Origin of the sequence: Pedobacter zeae (assembly GCF_014196715.1) — a bacterium.
GTDB lineage: Bacteria > Bacteroidota > Bacteroidia > Sphingobacteriales > Sphingobacteriaceae > Pedobacter > Pedobacter zeae.
The window spans coordinates 276,348-295,841 of record NZ_JACIEF010000004.1; the positions used below are offsets into that span (position 1 = coordinate 276,348).

General features: G+C 39.4%; 18 protein-coding genes. 10 read left to right on the forward strand and 8 right to left on the reverse strand.

Annotated features, from left to right (window positions below):
* Positions 1-188: 188 nt before the first annotated feature.
* From atpA to GGQ60_RS19905, 6 genes are all read left to right on the forward strand, one after another.
* Positions 189-1,763 carry a F0F1 ATP synthase subunit alpha gene (atpA, locus tag GGQ60_RS19880; RefSeq protein ID WP_183767678.1) on the forward strand — a complete coding sequence of 525 codons (1,575 nt, stop codon included), beginning with the start codon at positions 189-191 and terminating at the stop codon, positions 1,761-1,763.
* 86 nt (positions 1,764-1,849) lie between these two features.
* Positions 1,850-2,746 (forward strand): ATP synthase F1 subunit gamma, encoded by an 897-nt coding sequence (gene atpG, locus GGQ60_RS19885; protein WP_183767680.1) that lies wholly within the window; start codon positions 1,850-1,852, stop codon positions 2,744-2,746.
* A gap of 210 nt (positions 2,747-2,956) precedes the next feature.
* Positions 2,957-4,084 (forward strand): ATP-binding protein, encoded by a 1,128-nt coding sequence (locus GGQ60_RS19890; protein WP_183767682.1) that lies wholly within the window; start codon positions 2,957-2,959, stop codon positions 4,082-4,084.
* 88 nt (positions 4,085-4,172) lie between these two features.
* The gene (locus GGQ60_RS19895; RefSeq protein ID WP_183767684.1) at positions 4,173-4,937 is read left to right on the forward strand and encodes a 5'-nucleotidase, lipoprotein e(P4) family; all 765 of its coding nucleotides are present in this window, start codon (positions 4,173-4,175) and stop codon (positions 4,935-4,937) included.
* Positions 4,938-4,995: 58 nt separating this feature from the next.
* Positions 4,996-5,214: a hypothetical protein gene (locus GGQ60_RS19900; protein WP_183767686.1), complete on the forward strand. Its 219-nt coding sequence runs from the start codon at positions 4,996-4,998 to the stop codon at positions 5,212-5,214.
* A gap of 552 nt (positions 5,215-5,766) precedes the next feature.
* A complete protein-coding gene (locus GGQ60_RS19905) occupies positions 5,767-6,660 on the forward strand; it encodes a DUF4349 domain-containing protein (RefSeq protein ID WP_183767688.1) in 894 nt (297 codons plus the stop codon).
* 193 nt (positions 6,661-6,853) lie between these two features.
* On the opposite strand, the gene ruvC is transcribed toward GGQ60_RS19905, so the two are convergent.
* Positions 6,854-7,441: a crossover junction endodeoxyribonuclease RuvC gene (gene ruvC / locus GGQ60_RS19910; RefSeq protein ID WP_183767690.1), complete on the reverse strand. Its 588-nt coding sequence runs from the start codon at positions 7,439-7,441 to the stop codon at positions 6,854-6,856.
* 40 nt (positions 7,442-7,481) lie between these two features.
* On the opposite strand from ruvC, the gene GGQ60_RS19915 reads away from it, so the two are divergent.
* The 3 genes from GGQ60_RS19915 to GGQ60_RS19925 are packed head-to-tail and all read left to right on the forward strand — an operon-like array spanning position 7,482 to position 10,715.
* Positions 7,482-8,459 (forward strand): lysylphosphatidylglycerol synthase domain-containing protein, encoded by a 978-nt coding sequence (locus tag GGQ60_RS19915; RefSeq protein ID WP_183767692.1) that lies wholly within the window; start codon positions 7,482-7,484, stop codon positions 8,457-8,459.
* Entirely contained in the window at positions 8,437-9,573 is a 1,137-nt protein-coding gene (locus GGQ60_RS19920) for a glycosyltransferase family 2 protein (RefSeq protein ID WP_183767694.1), read from the forward strand. Before GGQ60_RS19915 ends, GGQ60_RS19920 begins: the two co-directional genes overlap by 23 nt.
* Complete coding sequence (locus tag GGQ60_RS19925; protein ID WP_183767696.1) at positions 9,573-10,715, forward strand: ABC transporter permease; 1,143 nt, start codon at positions 9,573-9,575, stop codon at positions 10,713-10,715. The genes GGQ60_RS19920 and GGQ60_RS19925 overlap by 1 nt, the downstream gene beginning before the upstream one ends.
* Before the next feature lie 177 nt (positions 10,716-10,892).
* Here the strand turns inward: GGQ60_RS19925 and GGQ60_RS19930 are convergent, their stop codons facing one another.
* The 7 genes from GGQ60_RS19930 to pgi all read right to left on the reverse strand — a co-directional run bounded on the left by GGQ60_RS19930 (position 10,893) and on the right by pgi (position 18,818).
* Positions 10,893-11,345, reverse strand: coding sequence for a QcrA and Rieske domain-containing protein (locus tag GGQ60_RS19930; protein ID WP_183767698.1), 453 nt, complete (start codon positions 11,343-11,345; stop codon positions 10,893-10,895).
* 37 nt (positions 11,346-11,382) lie between these two features.
* Entirely contained in the window at positions 11,383-12,330 is a 948-nt protein-coding gene (locus GGQ60_RS19935; RefSeq protein ID WP_183767699.1) for a DUF5777 family beta-barrel protein, read from the reverse strand.
* Positions 12,331-12,337: 7 nt separating this feature from the next.
* Positions 12,338-12,880, reverse strand: a complete 543-nt coding sequence (locus tag GGQ60_RS19940; RefSeq protein ID WP_183767701.1) for a YceI family protein — start codon at positions 12,878-12,880, stop codon at positions 12,338-12,340.
* Positions 12,881-12,948: 68 nt separating this feature from the next.
* The gene (locus tag GGQ60_RS19945) at positions 12,949-13,311 is read right to left on the reverse strand and encodes a hypothetical protein (RefSeq protein WP_183767703.1); all 363 of its coding nucleotides are present in this window, start codon (positions 13,309-13,311) and stop codon (positions 12,949-12,951) included.
* A 277-nt stretch (positions 13,312-13,588) separates the two neighbouring features.
* Complete coding sequence (locus tag GGQ60_RS19950) at positions 13,589-15,667, reverse strand: M16 family metallopeptidase (protein WP_183767705.1); 2,079 nt, start codon at positions 15,665-15,667, stop codon at positions 13,589-13,591.
* Positions 15,668-15,699: 32 nt separating this feature from the next.
* The gene (locus GGQ60_RS19955; protein WP_183767707.1) at positions 15,700-17,013 is read right to left on the reverse strand and encodes a M16 family metallopeptidase; all 1,314 of its coding nucleotides are present in this window, start codon (positions 17,011-17,013) and stop codon (positions 15,700-15,702) included.
* A 158-nt stretch (positions 17,014-17,171) separates the two neighbouring features.
* The gene (gene pgi, locus GGQ60_RS19960) at positions 17,172-18,818 is read right to left on the reverse strand and encodes a glucose-6-phosphate isomerase (RefSeq protein WP_183767709.1); all 1,647 of its coding nucleotides are present in this window, start codon (positions 18,816-18,818) and stop codon (positions 17,172-17,174) included.
* Positions 18,819-18,979: 161 nt separating this feature from the next.
* On the opposite strand from pgi, the gene GGQ60_RS19965 reads away from it, so the two are divergent.
* Positions 18,980-19,489: a hypothetical protein gene (locus GGQ60_RS19965; protein ID WP_183767711.1), complete on the forward strand. Its 510-nt coding sequence runs from the start codon at positions 18,980-18,982 to the stop codon at positions 19,487-19,489.
* Positions 19,490-19,494 lie beyond the last annotated feature (5 nt).

Consider the following 19,494-nt stretch of genomic DNA (forward strand, 5'->3'; position numbering starts at 1 on the left):
CTTTGCGTAGGGCTTTGAGCGTTGATTCGCAAAATGCCTGAAAATATTGCGAAGCGTAAGTGTAAGGTAATAGAATGCCAAACACCAAGCGCCAAACACAAAGAGTATTGCGATAAGCGTATGGCACGAAAACGCCAGGCGCCATGCGCTAAGCATTAAACATTTATAAAAAGATATAAAGTAAAATTATGGTAGAGGTAAGACCAGACGAAGTATCGGCAATTATCAGACAGCAATTGGCGGGCTTCAAATCAGAAACCGAACTGGAAGAAGTTGGTACCGTGTTGCAAGTGGGCGACGGTATTGCCCGTGTTTACGGTTTAACTAAAGTTCAATCGGGAGAGTTGGTTGAATTTGCAAATGGCCTGCAAGGTATCGTATTAAACCTTGAAGAAGATAACGTTGGTGTGGTACTTTTAGGCCCTTCAGACGAGATCAAAGAAGGTGATACCATTAAACGTACCAAAAAAATTGCCTCTATTAAAGTTGGTGAAGGTATGCTTGGCCGCGTAGTTAATACTTTAGGTGAGCCTTTGGATGGTAAAGGTCCGATCTTGGGCGAAACTTACGAAATGCCTTTAGAGCGTAAAGCACCAGGTGTAATTTACCGTCAGCCGGTAAATGAGCCTTTACAAACCGGTATTAAAGCAATCGATGCGATGATTCCAATTGGTCGTGGTCAGCGTGAGTTGGTTATCGGCGATCGTCAGATTGGTAAAACTGCTGTTTGTATCGATACCATTATCAACCAAAAAGAATTTTATGAAGCAGGTCAGCCTGTGTTCTGTATCTATGTAGCTATCGGTCAGAAAAACTCTACTGTAGCCAACATTGTACGTACACTGGAAGAAAACGGTGCTTTACCATATACAGTTGTTGTTGCTGCTTCGGCTGCAGATCCTGCTCCAATGCAGTTCTATGCGCCGTTTGCAGGTGCTGCAATTGGCGAGTTTTTCCGCGATACAGGTAAACCAGCATTAATTGTTTACGATGATTTATCTAAACAAGCTGTGGCTTACCGTGAAGTATCTCTGTTACTTCGTCGTCCACCGGGCCGTGAGGCTTATCCGGGTGACGTTTTCTACTTACACAGCCGTTTGTTGGAAAGAGCTGCGAAAATCAACGCTAACGATGATATCGCTAAAAACATGAACGATTTACCTGAGTCGATTAAACACATCGTTAAAGGAGGAGGTTCATTAACAGCACTTCCAATTATCGAAACCCAGGCAGGTGACGTTTCTGCATATATCCCAACCAATGTAATTTCGATTACCGATGGTCAGATCTTCTTAGAGTCGAACTTGTTCAACTCTGGTATCCGTCCGGCAATTAACGTAGGTATCTCGGTATCACGTGTGGGTGGTAATGCGCAGATCAAATCAATGAAAAAAGTAGCAGGTACTTTAAAGCTTGATCAGGCTCAATACCGTGAATTAGAGGCTTTCTCTAAATTCGGTTCTGATTTAGATGCTGCCACTAAATCGGTATTGGATAAGGGTGCACGTAACGTAGAAATGTTAAAACAAGCACAGTTCTCTCCATTTACTGTAGAGAAACAGGTTGCAATTGTTTATGCAGGTACTAAAAACTTAATGCGTAATGTTCCGGTGGATAAAGTAAAAGAATTTGAAACTGAATTCTTAACTCAACTGGAATTACGTCATCCTGAAACTTTAGCAGCGTTAAAGGCTGGTAAATTTGATGATAACATTACTGGTGTTTTAGATACAGTAGCAAAAGAGATTTCAAGTAAATATTAATAAGATTTGAGACATGAGATTTGAGATCTGAGATTGGGACTTAACGTCTTACCTCTCACGTCTCACCTCTCACATCTAAATAGAGAATGGCTAATTTAAAAGAAGTAAGAAACCGGATTGCCTCGGTACAGTCAACACAGCAGATTACCAAAGCTATGAAAATGGTTTCGGCAGCAAAGTTGAAACGTGCTACCAATGCAATTATCGCTTTACGTCCTTATGCAACTAAACTGAAAGAGATTTTAGGTAATCTATCGGCAAGTTTAGAGGGATCATCATCGCCTTTTATACAAGAGCGCGAGCCCAATAAGGTGTTAATTGTTACTATATCTTCAAACCGTGGTTTGGCTGGTGCTTTTAACATGAATGTAATTAAAGCGGCCAACAATTTAATTGCCGGGAAATACAGCGAACAGTTGAAAAACGGCAATGTGAGTATTATTTCTATCGGTAAAAAAACCCAGGATTTTTACGAAAAACGTAAATACAATGTTATTGGCAACAATAATGAAGTATATTCAGCCCTGACTTTCGAAAACGTAACCAAAATTACAGATGCGATTATGGCAGGTTTTGTTAAAGGCGAGTTCGACAGGGTAGAAGTGGTTTACAACCGTTTCAGAAATGCTGCTGTGCAGTTTATTACTACTGAGCAGTTGCTGCCTTTGCCTAAAACGGAAGAAGTAGCGGCAGATCCAAAAGCCAATAAGAAAACAACCAATGCTGATTATATTTTAGAGCCTTCTCAAGAAGAAATTGTAGAACAGCTGATTCCTAAATCAATCAAAATCCAGTTGTACAAAGCAGTGTTAGACTCTCATGCATCTGAGCACGGTGCACGTATGACATCAATGGATAAAGCAACTGAAAATGCTGGTGAGTTATTAAAAGCCTTAAAACTTTCATATAACCAGGCCCGTCAGGCGGCAATTACAACCGAGTTAACCGAGATTGTAAGTGGTGCAGCAGCATTGGAAGGATAACATTTAAGTTGACAGTTCAGCGTCCTTAGTTTGGAGTCTGAACTAGCAAAAATATAGAGCCTGTTTCGATCAAGAAACAGGCTTTTTTATAACCTTAAAATCCTATAATCCAAAATTATTATAATTTTTATGTATTATAATCCAAAATTATTATGTTTTTAGTGTATTGTAATCCAAAATTATTATACTTTTGTATAAAGATAAATAGTTATGATTGTTCGGAAACAATTGGATTATGCTTTTGCAAGGCTTTTTAAAGGGAAAGCCTTTATCATTTTTGGGCCACGCCAAACGGGTAAAACTACATTTGTTGAACAATTATTGGCAAAGGTTAATAAAAAGACCCTGTACCTTAACGGCGATGATGCCGATGTACGCGAAACTTTAGCTAAACCTAATGCGGCACAGATAACACAAATACTCGCTGGCTACGAAGTGCTCTTTATTGATGAGGCCCAGCGAATCAATGATGTAGGCCTGTTGATCAAGATTATTGTAGATCGTTTTAAACATATCCAGGTAATTGCTACAGGCTCTTCCGCATTCGAGTTATCAGGTAAGATAAATGAGTCCTTAACCGGTAGAAAATATGAAATGATGCTTTTACCATTTTCATACGCTGAACTGGTAAATGATACTGATTTTATTAGCGAAGAAAGATCATTAGCGCAACGTTTAATTTATGGTTCTTATCCTGAAATTATAAACGATCCGCAAAATGCAGAAGAACATTTAAAATTACTGGCCGATAGTTATCTGTACAAGGATCTTTTTACTTTAGAAGATGTTAAAAAGCCTTTGCTATTCGAGAAGATTGTAAAGGCCCTGGCTTTGCAGGTTGGGAGCGAAGTTAACTTTTCGGAACTGGCGCAGCTGGTAAAGGCCGATCAGAAAACAGTTGATAAGTACATTAGCCTGCTCGAAAAATCTTTCGTAATTTTTAGCCTGCCTGCCTTTTCGGGTAATGTACGCAACGAGATTAAAAAGAGCAAGAAGATTTATTTCTATGATACCGGTATTATTAATGCAATTACGAGGAATTTTAGCCCCTTAACCAATAGAAATGATGTAGGAGCACTGTTCGAAAATTATATGATTGCTGAGCGCGTAAAGTTTCTGCATCAGAACCAGATAGATGCAGAATGCTTTTTCTGGCGTACCACACAACAGCAGGAAATTGATTATATCGAAAAAACAAAAGAAAAATTTTTGGCTGTTGAGTTTAAATGGAGCGAAAAGGGGAAAAATAAATTTTCGCTTACTTTTAGGCATGCTTACCCGGGCGCAGAAACATTATTGGTTTCAAAAACTGACAGGGGAAGTTTTTTAAATGGCTAAAATTTAAAAATCCCACATCGATTAAGAAATGGGATTTGCAAAGTTAAAAATAGGCGTTTTCTGTATCTTTATAGCTTAATATCAGGTTATGAAAAAATACATCCTTATCATGCTTTCTCTTGTTCCGTTTTTTGTCCGGGCACAAAATCCGGCAAGAGATTATACCAATGCAGTACTTTGGCAACAAACATCTGGCGAATACTGCGCGTTATGTTTTCAGGCCTATAATTTTGCACGTTTATCGCTAAAAGAAGCTTTATGGGCCGATACCAGTAAGAAGCCCAACTGTGTAATTGTTGATATAGATGAAACAGTTTTGGATAATGCTGCTTTTCAGGGACATGAAATTAAAAAAGGACTGAGTTATGCCCCGGCTGATTGGACAGAGTGGACAGGTTTGGCCCAGGCCGACACCGTTCCGGGGGCACTGGCGTTTTTAAAATTTGCCACCTCAAAAAACATCGAAACCTTTTATGTAAGCAATCGCGATGAAAAGGATTATAAGGCAACCTTAAAAAACCTGCAACAGTTTGGATTCCCTTACGCAGATGAAGCGCATCTGCTGGTTTCGAAAGGTACTTCAGATAAAGAAGCCCGGAGGCAAAAAATAGCTGAAACCCATAATGTTTTAATGCTTTGCGGGGATAATCTGAGCGATTTTTCGAATATTTTTTACCGTGAAAATAAAAATACAAAAGAACAGGTAAACTTAAATCAGACACTTTTTGGAGTTAAATTTATTGTATTGCCCAACCCTATGTATGGTGATTGGGAAAAGCCTTTGTATCAGGGCGAAAAGCTATCGGATAAGGATAAGGCAAAGCAACGTTTAGAACGATTAAAAAGTTACTAAGTTTATATAATTATTCGGCAATAAGTATTACTTTTGCTGCAACATAAAAATAAACATTATGGAGAACAACAAATTAAAGCACAATACAGAAAGTATGCAAACGGCTAACCAGCCAGGAATTTATAAATTGATGGTTTTGGGTGTACTGATATGCATTGTGGGTACTTACGCACGTTTCGCTTACGATTCTTGGCAGGTATCATTGGCATCATGGATTGTTTTGTTCATCGGTGCAATTATTGCCATTAAAGGAGTATTCAAAATATTAGACGCATAAGCATTTTGCTATCAAGATATAAAGGCCGGTCATGTTGATACATTGACCGGCTTTTTTATGATGTAATAACCCATCAGGTTTTCAAAACCTGATGGGTTTAAGTAAAATAGGTTCCAAAAGCCCTGCCATCCGCTTTACTCCGTGCCGCTCCTGTCAGGTTAAATTACTTAGGCAGGCCCTTCTATCCTAAGCCCGACAGCCGCGGCAGCCCCTGATTCTTTGCCGATGAATCGGCACTAAATTAGCATCAGGGCTAAAGCAAATGGCGGGACTGCTATAACCCAACTGCTTCTGCACTTGCCTTCCAAAAATAAGATAAGTTTTAACTATCCGCATTGTTAAGATTTACATTACCTAAACCAGGCTTTCTTATTCTTAACGAAAAGCCACCTAAAGTCCCTTCTCAGTACGCTAAACTTAGTATTGGGTTACCTAAATACAATTATCGTATTAAGGGTAAATACGGCGTTATTATCTAACCAAAGGCGCCGGACTTCTCATGGCCATTTGAAGCAATATTTAAAATGATTATTTATTTAGAACCACACAATCATGAAAAGGAATATTATTGCTATAGCCATAATTTTAACCATTTTTGGCTGCCAGAGTGAAAACAAAAAATACGCAGGTGCCGATACAGTAGCTTTAGAGCCATTAGATAAAATGGCTACAGATAGCACGGCAACAGAGAAGATCGTTAAAACTGCCGACATGAGGTTTAGGGTAAAAGATGTTCAGAAAACGAAAGAACAACTTAGCAAAACCATTAAGGCCGAAGGTGGCACAGTTGCCGAATTCTCGATCGAAAGTATCATCCAGGAAACCGACAAGGTTAAACAATCAACCGATTCGTTAAAGGAAATCACTTCTTACCGCACGCAGGGCTACCTGGTGGCTAAGGTACCATCAGATAAACTGGATGATTTTACCAATACCATCGCGAAAATGGCCGTTTTTGTGGATAATCAATCGATGAAGATGGACGATCAGAGCATAGCTTATTTATCGAATAAATTAAAAGCACAGAACCGGATCGATGCAATTGAAAAGATCAATAAAGTAGCTTCAAAAAAGAGCGCCAATGTAGAGTCTTCTCTTTTCATCAAAGATGATTATGTTGATAAAAGGATAGAGAATATGCAGATCGATAGCCGTGTAAAATTCAGTACCATTACCCTTAATTTTTATCAGGACAATACGGTGAAGACGATGGTTGTTGCAAACGATAACCTGTACGATTACCGTCCTTCGTTTGTAAACAGGCTATGGCTGGGGATAATAAACGGCTGGACGATCTTCAAAGAAATCATCATCGCCATTTCCAACCTGTGGGTACTGATATTGGTTGGTGCATTGGCATTTTTAGCAATCAGGCATTTGATTAGGAAAGATAGGCTGGCAAGAGAACTGACTACAAAAAAACTGTTCGAAAATAATCAGGGATAAATTTTCCCGCTATGGTGCCTCTAAATGGTTCGTACAGACACGAACCATTTAGAGGATTATCATGCTGAATTTATTTAGTTTTAATGTTTGGAGCCTTCACTAACAATTGAATTTATTTAGGTTAATGGATTATTAATATAGCTTTCGAAAAAGTGTTTCAACAAGCTCAATGTAACAGATTCGGTTTGATTAACTATTTCTTTGCTTTAACCGTTAATCCTTTAACCTTAGTTTTATTATCGCTTACAAAAGATTCCCAGCCCGAATAGGTTTTAGATTTACCACCTGCAGTAATTTTCTGAAAGGAGTGACAAACGGCAACCGCTAAACCATCGGTGGCATCTAAAAATTCGGGCGTTTCCTTAAAGTTCAATAAACGCTGTAACATGGCTGCAACCTGTTCTTTGGTGGCATTTCCACTGCCTGTGATGGATTGTTTGATTTTACGGGGTGAATATTCTGTTACAGGCACATTTCTGGATAATGCAGCGGCGATGGCAATGCCCTGCGCACGGCCGAGTTTCAGCAATACCTGGATATTTTTACCATAAAAAGGAGCTTCAATAGCGAGTACATCGGGTTTGTACTGCTCCATCAGCACCACTGTTTTTTCGAATATCCGCTGAAGTTTAAGAAAAGGATCGTCTAAATGGGTCATCTTAACCACGCCTAAACTGATCAGTTCTGTTTTGTTTCCCTTCTCTAAAATTACGCCATAACCCATCACTGCAGTGCCTGGATCGATGCCCATAATTACCCGTTCCTTTTTTTCATTCAACATTACAGCAATATTAAGCATATTTGCAAGAAAAAAGAGAATCTTGACAGGCAGGCACAAAAAAATAATATCGCTTTTTATTAAAGTTGCAATTGTAATATTTGCCTTTTGGTTTATTTATCATAAACTCATTGCCAATAAAAATCTCCGCGATTTTAGTACGTTGTTAAAAGATATCCCCCAGGCCGAAATTATTACAGTAATTGGTGCTGTGGTGATCCTGATGCTGGTAAACTGGTTTCTTGAAGCGAGAAAATGGAAGTACCTGATGAGCCACATCGAACCCATCAGCTTTTATCGTGCGATCGAATCGGTTTTTTGTGGTTTAACGCTTGCTGTTTTTACACCCAATAGACTTGGCGAGTATGGGGGGCGCGTGTTTTTCCTCTCCCCCCGAAGAAGAATTGTTGGGATAGTGGCCATGAGTGTGGGCAGCATAGGCCAGTTGGTACTAACCAATGTTTTTGGAGCTATTGCAGCCTGTTTTTTTGTATACCGCTTTGTCCCTATCGATCGTGTGCTTTTTATCGCCCTGGTATTTTTTGCGGTAATTTTTAGCCTGTTTTTTCTGGTGTTTTACTTTAACATCCGTTGGTTAAACGGGATTTTATTATCCTTTAAGTTCACCCGGAAATACAAGAAATTTTACAGCATTTTAGCCCGGTACAGAAAAAGAGAATTATTCAAGATTATTACCTACTGTTTTGCCCGTTACCTGGTATTTAGTTCGCAATATTTTATTCTTTTTGTTTGGCTGGTGCCCGGATTGCATTATGCAGATATTGTAATGATGACCTGCTTGCTTTTTTTGGTACAATCGGCATTACCTTCTCTCGATCTTTTCGATGTGGGCATCAGGAGTGTTACCGCTGTTGAACTGTTTAAACATATCACTGATCAACATGTAGCAGTTATTGCATGTACAGCCGGTATTTGGCTCGTAAATATCATAATTCCTGCTATCTTAGGCACTTATTTTGTTTTTAAACTCAATTTTTTTGGAAATCTTAAATCTAATTAGTCTACTTTCTGCTGCTTTAACCTTAATCTATGGTTTTCTGATCCTTTATTTTATCAGGGGATGGCATAGATTGATTTATTTTAATCCACAAAAATCAGATCCGAAAACCAAGGTCTCTATCATAGTAGCGGCAAGAGATGAAGAAGCCAATATCAGTAAAACGATCGATGACCTGATTGCACAACACTATCCTCAGGCCTTAACAGAGATCATTATTATAGATGATCATTCTACTGATAAAACCGCAGAAATTGTATTAAGTTATGCCGATCGTAATGTAAAACTGATTAAGTTAAATGAAGACCGGGCGCTGAACTCGTACAAGAAAAAAGCAATACAAACTGCTATTGGTACCTGCTCTGGCGAGCTGATCATCACCACTGATGCCGATTGTAGAATGGGGGCAGACTGGCTGGTTACTATTGTTGGGCTATATGAAGAGAAAAACTATAAAATGATCTCTTCTCCGGTAGCTTATTTTCAGGAGAAAAGTTTTTTTGAGCGTTTACAGTCGTTAGAGTTCCTCTACCTGATCGGACTGGGTGCTTCGACCATTGGAAACAGGAAACCTTCAACCTGTAATGGTGCCAATTTAGCCTATGAAAAAAGCACTTTTTACGAAGTTGGCGGCTTTCAGGGGATTGACGACCTTGCGTCGGGCGATGATGAACTGTTATTACATAAAATTGCGGCGAAGTATCCCGATAAGATCGGTTTCTTAAAAAACAGGAATGCGATCGTATATACCCATGCCAAAGAAACGTTGGGCGATTTTATCCAACAGCGTAAACGCTGGGCTTCAAAAAGTACCCGTTATAAGAACAAGGCCATTATTGTTTTAGGTGTGCTGATCTGGGTCTTCAATCTCAGCCTGCTGTCAAACTTTGTTACGGGATTGTTTATTCCAGGTTTTTTAACCCTTGTTTTCTACCAGCTGGTATTTAAAATGGTTTTAGAAACCTTATTTTTATGGGATGTAACCGGCTTTGCCAAAAGGCGCGGTTTACTGATTTTAATGCCTGTTTTAAATGTATTGCATATCATTTATATGGTGTACATCGGCATTGCCGGAAACAGTGGAAAATATAATTGGAAAGGCAGAATGGTTAGGTAATGGATAATAGCCCATCAAAAAAAGTATGGTTAAAGTTTAAGCGGAATAAATTGGCATTCGGCGGGCTGGTGTTTATCCTTTTATTAATGCTGATGGGCATTTTGGGTTATCTGATCATACCCGATCATTCCCCAAATGCAAATGTGCAAACCCTCCAGTTAAATAAAAAAAAACCGGGCAGTACCTTTACTTTTTTAATCATCAGCCGGAATCCAAAAGTAGAAAAAGTTAATTTTTTGCAAAGGATGCTGAATGGACAAACGCCTTCTTTTAAAAGCATCCCGATAACTTCTTACAAATTAAATGGCAATGCTGTTTTAGTACAGGAGTATATCGGGGATGACGAAAAAGCCAAAGAAACAGCATATGCATTAAAAGATCTATGTCCGGATTGTGTTTTACCTTCAAAAACATACTCGTCACAAGCGCTTTTCGAGAAGAACAACATCTATAAACAAACCTATATTCTGGGAACCGATATTTATGGCCGCGACTTATTGAGCCGTTTGATTTTGGGCATACGCGTTTCATTATCGGTAGGTTTAATGGCGGTCCTTATCTCTCTTTTTATCGGGGTAAGTTTAGGTGCCATAGCAGGTTATTTTGGTGGGAAGACAGATGCGGCCATCAGCTGGTTTATGAATGTAGTTTGGTCGTTACCATCACTTTTATTGGTCATTGCCATTTCATTTGCTTTGGGTAAGGGTTTTTGGCAGATATTTATTGCAGTTGGTTTATCAACCTGGGTAGATGTAGCCAGATTGGTACGCGGACAGGTAATGGCTTTAAAGGAAGTAGAGTTTATAGAGGCGGCAAGGGCCCTTGGTTTTAGTACAGCCAGAACCATTATCAAACATATATTACCCAATATCGCAGGTCCTATTTTGGTTGTGGCCTCTTCTAATTTTGCCTCGGCCATATTGCTGGAAACAGGACTAAGCTTTTTAGGCTTTGGCGCACAACCTCCTATGCCCAGCTGGGGAAGCATGATTAAGGAACACTATGGTTACATCATCATGGATGCCGCCTACCTTGCCATTTTGCCCGGCTTAGCCATTATGTTTACCGTTTATGCCTTTAATGTGCTTGCTATAGGCCTACGTGATGCTTTCGATGTAAAAGGGCAAAATGTAACAGTTTAAAAAAGAGACTGTATTATAAGTTGTGATTCACCTGGCTCGATCTATCAGATAGAGCCAGGCCTGTACTGAGCTTCCACGAAATATCGCAACGCCTTATAGGACATTTAGATAAGCCTTTCGAAAAGCTCATAACAACCATCCTTTATATACAGCCTCTTACCTTAAAAAAACAAAAGATTAAGCTGTGGCGGTCAGCATATTCGCTGAAACCGTAAGCGGATAAACTTTTAATGCGCTTGTAGTTCCTCCATCATTCGGTTGGGCTAAAATGCTTCCGGTAGTGGTATATCTCGAATTATGTAATCCACACTGGATATAGTTGCTGGCCTGGATAAAGCTTAGTGCACCACCCTGATGTGGACAAGCAGCTTGCGTAGCCGCAAAAGAAGTAGTGGTATTCCCAGCGGCAGTACGGATAAATAAAATACCATTAACTACAACAGATGCTCCAACGGTTAACAGTTGGGTATTCAGATCTACACTTGCGGTAGTACCCGTAGGTACTCCACCACCGTTAGGTTTGCTGGGTTCTGGTGAATCACTTTTTTTTCCACAGGCAGAAAAGCAGGCTCCAGTGCACACCATGGCAACACCCAGTCCCAAAGATTTGATAAATTCATTACGTTCCATAACTGTTTTTTTAGTTTACTTTTTGGTTCAATTTAATCTACTTCGCTTTTTTCTTATCGAAAGAAAATCTTCGTGCTATGCTAAAGCCCCAGCGGTATTGCCCCTTAAGCCACGAAGTATTTGTATCGGTAATAAATTGTGATTCCTGAATGGCGGTTGCATTGGTGAAATTAAGGTGGAAAATATGTCCACCGGTTTCAAACTCCAGTCCGGCACCAAGTGTCTTATAGTAAGTGGTTCCCAAGGTGTTTTCGAGATAGGTTTCCTTATTTTTATCCCTGAATGGAATGGTATAATCGGCCACAAAAGCCATGCGCTTGGTAATTTTAATGCGGCCACCAACAGACAGGGCAAGCATATCATTCTGATCACCAAAAACAGTAAAGTTGCGGTGTACGTACGATGGCATTACCAGCATCGAGAAGTTTGAGTTAAACTTACGGGCAATTACAGCCTGCACCACATAAGTTAAGCGGTCTTGAAATTGACCGAATGCATTTGCAGCGGTGGGATCGGTTGAAGCTTTTGCCGCCGAAAGGGTAGTGCTACCAAATACCGTTACCGCAACAGGTATTTTATCATCTGCGGTTTGCTCCAGTAAACGGTATTTTAAATTTCCTTCGTACAACTGCGTTACCACACCGGCCCCTTTCGCCCTGGCTAAACCTACTGAAAGCCTGTCGCTGATGCCATATTCAAAACCAATACGGATATCAGTTGATTGATCAAGACCGAAAAAGTTTTTTGTACCGCCTGCACTGCCGGCAATGTCTCCGAAACGGTGGTCGACCCTGAAATCCAGTTCATTTTTATAAATGGTTTCGTTTGTTTGTATGTTAATGAGCTTAGTTGCTTTGAATGTGGCCTGTACATTCTTTTTTTCTTTAGGCAGTTGTAATGCGTTTTCAAGGGAATCCTGGCTAAAAGCCAGATACGGCAAACAGATGATAAACAGGCATAAAAGAGATTTTAGATGATATTTCATAAAGTTTTTATTTTTTAGGTTCATAAACAGCACTTATTTTTACTTGTATGATTTCTGCGATTTGTTTAAAAACAATGGTTGGAACTTTAATATTATGATCGGCAAGTTTTACGTTAAACGTTGAGGTAGCTTTTGCTTCTCCGCCTGCAATAACAAGCGATCCTTTTGCCTGATATTCTTTGGTAACCCCATGGATCTGCAGATTTCCTTTCACTGTAATGGGATATGTACCTGGTTTTGAAAAATCGATCTGTTCTACAATTTTTCCTTTAAAATCTGAGGTTGGGTACTTATCACTTTCTATATAATTCTCGTTAAAATGCTCCTGCATCAATTTTTTCTTAAATTGATAAGAGCTATTATTGATCTTGAAAATAATATCGTTGGTATTGGTATTTATGGCTGAGGCCCCGGTTTTACTCGTAGCATCTATATCCTCTATCGGGGTAGAGGAATAAAATGAAGAAGTGACATTTTTACTTACCCATATCTGTGCTTTTAAACCAGTACATAAAAAGAGGGCAACCAATGTGAAAAATAATTTTTGCATCAGTAATTTGATTTAAGTTTTTAGTGAAATAGTTATTCATAAGCGTTAAACTATAGTTGGTTTAATTGCTATTCTGGCATGCCACGATCAAACCATGCTTGAAGTAACTCCCTTTCGCTCGCTGTCAGGGTACCACCCTTAGGCATTGTTTTGGTTACGAGCACGCTATTGGCTACGCGTGTATCATTTTTTATCGAAGCCAGGCCGTTAAATGCCCAAACAACTTTTACTGATCCATTAGGGCCATGGCAATTGTTACATTTGGTTTGAAAAAGTGCACCTGCAAAATTGCTATAGGTTACATTGGCAGTGCTTACAGGACTTGGACCGGTTGGGGTTGTTGGTTTCAATTCCTCTGCCTGTTTTTTAGAGCAGCCGAAAAGCAAGGCAGTAATCGCAGCTAATAAAAAGATTGAATTTTGTTTTTTCATAGGTATTGATTTAAAATTAGTATCGGAAAGATTTATTTTTCTCGTCATTATAGTTAACTGTTAATCAGAATGATGTGAGGTTTTTTATGTTGTTTTTAGGTTTTATTTATTGAAAAATATCTTCATCAGGATAATCACTGGTTTTAGATGATTTCCGTTGAAATATTAATCGTTACGTAGACTTTTAACAATTGGTTGCCTCGAATGAAAAAAAACACAAAAAAAGCCGTTCCGATTTTACATCGGAACGGCTTTTTACATTAACTATATTTAAAACCTAGTTAAAATCTTCGGCTTTTAATGGCGGATTTACTAAGATATCTTTAATTAATACTGCAAATTCCTGAGAACCTTGCGGGGTTGTCACCGATTGAGTCAAAGTAAAAGGGAATAACACATCGCCAACTTTCTTGTAGTTTGAATATTCGGTAGATTGGCTAATTTCAACGCCACCTTTGGTTGTGGTGCTCTCCTCTTTTAAAAGTAAGCCTGATTGGGTATCGTAATATTCCGTTTTCTTCTTACCCGATGGAGAAGTGACATTTAATTTATACGCATCAGCAGTACCTACTTTTGCGGTTCCTGCCGCTTCGATTTTAGTCCCATCGGTTGCATAATATAATTGGGTTCCATAGCCTTTGTCATCTTTCTTTTCAGCCAGATCATCACCGGTTAATTCTGCTTTCCGGCCCATTTGCAACGAATAACCGGTTTTGCCATTGTAAACCTGTTTCATAGCAGTCTGGCCGCCCATAGCAATTTCCATGCTGCTAAGGTTAGGTGCCATGTTTTTAATGATCACCGTAAGTTTCTGGCCCTGCATTTCCATTTCGCCATTTTGCTGTAATGCCGTAATTTTTTTAACAGCTTGTTCACCGCCAATGGCCTTAACGTAGTTTTTGATAATTTCTGCAGGTGTAGCTGTTGGTATGGCCTGGGTTTCGGTTGCCTTAACAGCATTTGCATAACCATCATAAACCTTCGTTTTAAAACCTGCTTTAATTAAACCAGCCGTAAATGCATCGCTTTTACCTACAATAACGATACGGGTATTATCATAATTGTAATATTTTCTGGCAACCCTTAAAATATCATCGGTAGTTACCGCATTTACCCTTTGCAGGTAGGTGCGGTAAAAATCTTTAGGTAAGTTATTAATTAAGATGTTACTGGCGAAGTTTGCTGTAAGTGCCGGGTTTTCCAAACCTAGTGCAAACGATCCGTTAAAAAGATTTTTGGCATTCTGTAATTCATCAGCAGTAACCTTTGTCGTACGGATAGCATTAATTTCTCTTAAAAATTCGACCACTGCACTGTCAACTTTCTCATTTCTAACAGCTGCATTAGCCGAGAATTTGGATTGGAAACGGCCCGATCCTGTGCTTGAATAGGCACCATAAGTGAAACCGTGTTTTTCGCGTAGGTTATTAAACAATCTCGATTCAGAACCACCACCTAAAATCTGATTGGTTAATAAAACCGCGAAATAATCGGGACTACTCATTGGAAGTTCGATTAAGTTAACCACGGTAATCTCAGATTGAACGGCATTGCTTACATTGATAATATCAACTTCTGTTTTGGCAGGATTTGCAACCTTAGCCAGGACGGGAAGACTTAATGCTGCTCCTTTCCAATCGCCAAATGCTTTTTCGGCCAAAGCTTTTGCTGCTTCCGGTTTAATATCACCCACGAAGGTTAAATAACCTCTTGATGGGGTAATGTATTTTTGATAAGCGGCTTTAACATCTGCCAATGTAATGGAATTAAGGGAGCTTTCGGTCTCAAATTCTCCATTTGGATGGTTTTTGCCATAAGCCAGTGCATTTACTACACGTGCTGAAATGGCTTTTGCACTTTTTTCATTGGATTTTAAACCGGTAATGGTTTGCGATTTTAATTTCTCGAAAGATTCTGCCGGGAAAGCTGGTTTACGGATACTTTCGGCCAATAAATCAAATGCCTGTGGGAAATAACGGGTTAAGGCAGATACAGAACCGCCACCTGCTCCAGCACTTACATTGGCACCCAGCTGATCAACCGCTTCGTCAAATTGTGCTTTTGTTTTGGTCGTTGTACCTTCGTTAAGCATACCACCCAATAAATTTATTACGCCCGCTTTTGCACCTTCAGTAATTGGTCCTGCATCAATGCTGTAACTGGCTGAAACTTTAGGCAGTTTATGATTTTCTACCACCAAAACAGTAATGCCATTGGCCAATTTATAAATAACGGGATCGCCTATAGTAATCACCGGGGCCGGGCCTGGTTTTGGTTTATGGCTGCGATCTATAGTTTGTGCTGAAATACCTTGGGCCAATAAGGAAACTGCAGCTATTATGAATAATTTCTTCATGTTTTTAATAATTAAATGAAAACGCGGTCAGCTTATTTTTTTGGTAAGTAATACAATACAACTCTTTGGTTTTTGTTCAGGTATTTTTTTGCAACATCCCTGATCTCCTCACGGGTAATGGATCTGATTACCTCCAGTTCCTCGTTAATATCGTTCGTATCCTTATCGTGGAAAGTATAGCCATCGGCTAAATTTTCGGCTACACCAAGCATCTTACTGTTTGCGCTTACATAATTGTTTTCAAACTTGTTCTGCACCTTTTTGTAGTCGCTCTCGCTGATCAGATCGGTTTGAAGACGTAAAACTTCTTCATCAATATCTTTTAAAAGATCGTTAAGCGGAGTGTTTTTGTTTGGTAAGGCAAGGGTGATGTAGGCTCCATAATCTTCTAATGAATAGTTAAAAGCGGCAACCTGCAACGCGGTTTTCTTTTGGTCGACCATTTTGGTACTCAATCTCGAGCTTCCACCTTCAGACAGGATTGAACTGATCATCCCTAAAACCTTACTTTCTCTGGTTTTCATACCGGGCACGCGGTAAGCAGCAAAAATTGCAGGGATCTGGATGTTTGCATCATAAGCGGTATCAATAATTTCTTTGGTAATTTCGGGTAGCTTATAATCTTTACGTACTATGGGTTCGCCCTTAGGTACTTCAGCAAAATAAGCTTTTACCAAAGCGCTGGTTTTATCGATATCCAGGTCGCCGGCAATGGTTAAAACCGCATTGTTGGGCACATAATATTTTTTAAAGAAAGCAATAAACTCATCTAATTTTGCAGCATCTAAGTGTTCCATCGAACCGATCGGTTGCCAGCGGTAAGGGTGGCCATCAAATAGGTGTGAGAAGATTTTTTCGGTAAATTTTCCATAAGGCGAATTATCGATGCGCAGGCGTTTTTCTTCTTTTACTACTTCATTCTGTGTTTTTACACCACTTTCGTTAATCACCGGATGAAGCATTCGTTCGCTTTCCAGCCATAAACCCAGTTCCAGTTGGTTAGATGGGAAAAGTTCGAAATAAAAGGTACGGTCTTGCGTAGTGTTTGCATTGTTCTGGCCTCCATTACTGCTCACCAGTTTCATAAATTCACCTCTTTTGATGTTCTTAGAGCCTTCGAACAATAAATGTTCGAAAAAATGGGCAAAACCGGTACGCTGAGGATCTTCATCTTTTGATCCTACATGATACATTACCGAAACTGCTACCACAGGAGCGGTTTTATCCTGGTGCAAAATAACATGCAGGCCATTGTCGAGGTCAAATTCGGTAAACTTTACCTTTTGTGCAGAAGCACTTAAGCAGAGGCCTGAAATAACCAAGGCAAGAAGCATTCTTTTTTTCATAGATAGTTTTTTTAAGGATTGGAAATAATCAAAATCAAGCAATTATTTCAGTAATAAGTTAATTTGGATTTTCACTGGCGTGAAATAATAAGAATGGACCTAAATTATGGGATTTTAAATAAAAAAGCGAGTATTTCTACCCGCTTTTTTATTTAATTTTACCTCCAGGCCTTATATTGGTTAATTAAGCCATTGGTAGAACTGTCGTGGCTCGACACTTTTTCGTCGCCAGCCAGTTCCGGAAGGATCTTTTTGGCCAGTTGCTTGCCTAGTTCCACTCCCCATTGGTCGAAACTGAAAATGTTCCAGATTACCCCCTGAACAAATATTTTGTGCTCATAAATGGCCACTAAACTACCCAAAGTATAAGGCGTTACCTTTTTCAATAAAATAGAGTTTGTAGGGCGGTTGCCTTCAAACACTTTAAATGGTGCGATTTTTTTAATTTCGGCATCCGATTTACCTTCTTTCTTTAATTCGGCTATAACCTCCTCTTCGGTTTTACCATTCATGAGGGCCTCGGTTTGCGCAAAAAAGTTAGACAATAAAATCGGATGGTGATCGCCTAACGGATTTAAACTCTGTGCAGGAGCGATAAAATCGGCAGGTATAATTCTGGTTCCCTGGTGGATCAACTGATAAAATGCATGCTGACCGTTTGTGCCTGGCTCGCCCCAGATAATCGGTCCGGTTTCATAATCAACTTCATTGCCGTTCCGGTCTACATGTTTACCGTTACTTTCCATATCACCCTGTTGAAAATAAGCTGCAAAACGGTGCATGTATTGGTCGTAAGGTAAAATAACCTGCGTTTCTGCATTGTAGAAATTAATGTACCAAACGCCTAACAGGCCCAGTATAACAGGCAAATTGCGCTCAAATTCCGCAGTTTTAAAGTGGTTATCGGTAGCGTGCGCTCCGGCCAGTAATTGTTTAAAGTTATCGAAGCCGATGCTTAACGAGATGGATAAACCAATAGCGCTCCACAACGAATAACGGCCTCCAACCCAGTCCCAGAATTCGAACATGTTCTCGGTATCGATACCAAAGGCCGAAACGTCTTTTGCATTGGTGGATAGGGCAGCAAAGTGTTTGGCAATATCGTTTTCTTTACCTCCTTTTTCTAAAAACCAGGTACGTGCAGAGTGCGCATTGGTCATGGTCTCCTGTGTAGTAAAGGTTTTCGATGCCACTAAGAATAAGGTGGTTTCAGCATCCAGATCTGCTAATGTTTCTGCTATGTGGGTACCATCAATATTAGAAACGAAGTGAATATTTAAGTGGTTTTTGTAGTGCTTTAATGCTTCGGTAACCATAACGGGGCCTAAATCAGAACCACCGATGCCAATGTTTACAATATCTGTGATGGCTTTGCCTGTATAACCTTTCCATTCGCCACTGATAATGCTGTTGCTGAATTTCTCCATTTTAGCTAAAACTGCATTTACTTCAGGCATTACATCCTTACCATCGACCAAAATCGGGGTATTGCTTAAATTACGTAAAGCAATATGGAGTACTGAACGGTCTTCTGTTTCATTGATCTTATCTCCGTTATACATCGATTTTATGGCTTCATCCAATTTGCACTCCCGTGCCAGTTGAATTAACAGCGCCAATGTTTCGTCGCTGATCCGGTTTTTGCTGTAGTCTAATAAAATATCTTCAAATAAAACAGAAAACTTGTTGAAACGATCCGCATCATCTGCAAAGAGATCTTTAATGCTTTTTTGATTAATATCTATAAAATGATCGGCTAAATACTTGTAGGCCTCAGTTTCTGTAAAATTTACTTTAGGTAACATAATCTTTGTTTTTTTGTAAAAGTAATAAAGCAAAAATTTAAAACGGTCTTTTTAATGTTCAAAAATCATTAAGAATTTTAAATCTCAAATAAAGCGTGTAACTTTAATATCGACGTCCCTGTTAACTAACCGTTGATTGTTTTACCATTAATTCTATCATTATGTTAGAAAAATTAAATGAAATGGTACGTGAAAACGTACAGGAAAGTGTTGTAAACAATGCCGCTATTCCGAATGAAAAAAATGAAGCGGTTATTCAGGCAGCTTCCGGTTCTATATTCGATAGTCTGAAAGATCAATTGTCATCAGGTAATATTGGTGCTTTAACTGATATTTTTAATGGAAATAAGGCAGAAGGTACCCAAGTTGCTGAACAGGTTTCCGGAAGTTTTATTGATAAATTAAGCGGACTGGGCATTAACGCTGATACGGCGAAATCCTTGGCATCGAGCATCATTCCCGGGCTTATTGCCAAGTTTACCCAAAAAACGAATGATCCTAACGACAGTTCTTTTAACATTAAGGATATTTTAGGGAGTTTGGGTGGCGATGACGGTAAGTTTGATGTAAGTGATGTAATCGGAATGTTCAATGGCGGGGGACAATCACAACAAGGTGGTCAGGCTGGTGAAGGCGGGATTATGGATAAGTTGAAAGGGATGTTCGGGTAAAAAAT